The organism is Nostoc sp. (assembly GCF_036917575.1).
In the GTDB taxonomy this organism is placed as follows: Bacteria; Cyanobacteriota; Cyanobacteriia; order Cyanobacteriales; family Nostocaceae; genus Nostoc.
Window position 1 is genome coordinate 2,501 of the sequence record NZ_JBALDC010000048.1, and the last position, 2,971, is coordinate 5,471.

The following is a 2,971-nucleotide window of genomic DNA, read 5'->3' on the forward strand; positions in this document are numbered from 1 at the left end:
GCTCATTCTTCAACAGGCACGCGGTTAGACTTTAAATAGTCCTCCCACTGCTTGTAAGCTAACGGTTTCATGTTCTATTTCACTCCCCTTCCGGGGTTCTTTTCACCTTTCCCTCGCGGTACTGGTTCACTATCGGTCACACAGTAGTATTTAGCCTTACGAGGTGGTCCTCGCTGATTCACATGGGATTCCTCGTGCCCCATGCTACTCGGGATTCAGCTACTATCCTTCAACTTTCGACTACAGGACTTTCACCTTCTTTGGTGCAGTATTTAGCTGCTTCATCTAGTCTCTAGATTCGATATTGCTGTCCCACTACCCCAAAAGGTAAACCCTTTGGTTTAGGCTCTTCCCCTTTCGCTCACCACTACTTAGGGAATCTCTTTATTGATTTCTCTTCCTCCAGCTACTAAGATGTTTCAATTCGCTGGGTTGGCTCTCTCCTGCCTATATATTCAGCAGGTAGTATTTAGGGTTGCCCCATTCGGAAATCTCCGGCTCAATGTTTGCTTCCAACTCCCCGGAGCATATCGTCGGTAACCACGTCCTTCATCGCCTCTGTGTGCCTAGGTATCCACCGTTAGCCCTTATTCGCTTGACCACTATTTAATTAGGAATTACTAATTCCTAATTAAACTGTTACATTGGTGTTTATCCTGCAAACACATTTTTTTATTAGTTCTGCCTACTTCATGACCTGGCACCAAGTTTTTACTCAGCACTCAGCACTCAGCACTCAGCACTCGTAATGTCTGTGTCTGCCTGCTAATTTGCGTTACTATGCAGTTTTCAAGGTTCTGGCTGAGACGAAACTCAGCAGTCTGACTCAATCTCACTTCAGTCATGTTGCTGATTTCTCAAAAAATAGCAAATAGCTTTTCACTATTCAGGTGGAGGTTAGCGGACTCGAACCGCTGACATCCTGCTTGCAAAGCAGGCGCTCTACCAACTGAGCTAAACCCCCAAGATTAATTCGCAATTCGTAATGCGTAATTCGTAATTTAATTACGAACTACTAATTAGTAATTACTAATTATCTTTAGGTGGGCCATCCTGGACTCGAACCAGGGACCTCACCCTTATCAGGGGTGCGCTCTAACCACCTGAGCTAATAGCCCCTAAACGAACGAACCAAATCATAGTTTGAAAGCTTTCTACATTATTTTGATTTTGCAAATGCCTGCGACCGACCTCGGTTAGACCAACTTAGTCTCTATATAGCTGTTTGCTTTTCGATTTCTAAGGGGTGTAGGTCTCCTTGAAAGGAGGTGATCCAGCCACACCTTCCGGTACGGCTACCTTGTTACGACTTCACCCCAGTCACCAGTCCTGCCTTAGGCATCCTCATCCCTTGCGGGTTTGAGTAATGACTTCGGGCACTACCAGCTTCCATGGTGTGACGGGCGGTGTGTACAAGGCCCGGGAACGAATTCACTGCAGTATGCTGACCTGCAATTACTAGCGATTCCTCCTTCACGCAGGCGAGTTGCAGCCTGCGATCTGAACTGAGCTTTGGTTTATGGGATTTGCTTGCGGTCGCCCGCTTGCTGCCCTCTGTCCAAAGCATTGTAGTACGTGTGTAGCCCAAGGCGTAAGGGGCATGCTGACTTGACGTCATCCCCACCTTCCTCCGGTTTGTCACCGGCAGTCTCTCTAGAGTGCCCAACTTAATGCTGGCAACTAAAAACGAGGGTTGCGCTCGTTGCGGGACTTAACCCAACATCTCACGACACGAGCTGACGACAGCCATGCACCACCTGTGTTCGCGCTCCCGAAGGCACTCTCAACTTTCATCAAGATTCGCGACATGTCAAGCCTTGGTAAGGTTCTTCGCGTTGCATCGAATTAAACCACATACTCCACCGCTTGTGCGGGCCCCCGTCAATTCCTTTGAGTTTCACCGTTGCCGGCGTACTCCCCAGGCGGGATACTTAACGCGTTAGCTACGGCACGGCTCGGGTCGATACAAGCCACGCCTAGTATCCATCGTTTACGGCTAGGACTACTGGGGTATCTAATCCCATTCGCTCCCCTAGCTTTCGTCCCTCAGTGTCAGTTACGGCCTAGCAGAGCGCCTTCGCCACTGGTGTTCTTCCTGATCTCTACGCATTTCACCGCTACACCAGGAATTCCCTCTGCCCCGAACGTACTCTAGCTATGTAGTTTCCACTGCTTGTATCTAGTTGAGCTAGACTCTTTAACAGCAGACTTACATTGCCACCTGCGGACGCTTTACGCCCAATCATTCCGGATAACGCTTGCATCCTCCGTATTACCGCGGCTGCTGGCACGGAGTTAGCCGATGCTTATTCCTCAGGTACCGTCATTGTGTTCTTCCCTGAGAAAAGAGGTTTACGACCCAAGAGCCTTCCTCCCTCACGCGGTATTGCTCCGTCAGGCTTTCGCCCATTGCGGAAAATTCCCCACTGCTGCCTCCCGTAGGAGTCTGGGCCGTGTCTCAGTCCCAGTGTGGCTGATCGTCCTCTCAGACCAGCTACTGATCGTCGCCTTGGGAGTCCATTACACTTCCAACTAGCTAATCAGACGCGAGCTCATCTCCAGGCAGCAAGCCTTTCACCTTGCGGCACATCCGGTATTAGCCACCGTTTCCAGTGGTTGTCCCAGACCTGAAGCCAGATTCTCACGCGTTACTCACCCGTCCGCCACTGTGCCCGAAGACACCGTTCGACTTGCATGTGTTAAGCATACCGCCAGCGTTCATCCTGAGCCAGGATCAAACTCTCCGTTTTGAAGTGTTTGTAGCTCTCTAGCTGCTCTTTTTTAACTTCAGCTTAGTTATCTTTAATTTGCTTGACGCAATCCACTTGCTGTATAATCGCTTTCAAACTATAATATTTTCTAGGTTCGGTGTCCTTGGAAACGTCGCTTTTTCGCGCTCCGCTTCCAGCACTTATTCAATATAGCGAACCCCATTCATTGTGTCAACTATTTTTCCCAAAATATTTTGGGA

At 49.1% G+C, this 2,971-nt stretch carries 2 tRNA genes and 2 rRNA genes (1 of these 4 only partly in view); all 4 read right to left on the reverse strand.

The annotated features are described in order from the left end of the window. Positions 1–601 (reverse strand): 23S ribosomal RNA (locus V7K79_RS13320) (it extends 2,294 nt beyond the left edge of the window). A 290-nt stretch (positions 602–891) separates the two neighbouring features. Then, positions 892–964 (reverse strand) — tRNA-Ala (locus tag V7K79_RS13325). Positions 965–1,044: 80 nt separating this feature from the next. Then, positions 1,045–1,118, reverse strand: a tRNA-Ile gene (locus tag V7K79_RS13330). A gap of 143 nt (positions 1,119–1,261) precedes the next feature. Next, positions 1,262–2,750 (reverse strand): 16S ribosomal RNA (locus tag V7K79_RS13335). Together the 16S and 23S rRNA genes with 2 tRNA genes alongside form the textbook arrangement of a ribosomal RNA operon. Positions 2,751–2,971 lie beyond the last annotated feature (221 nt).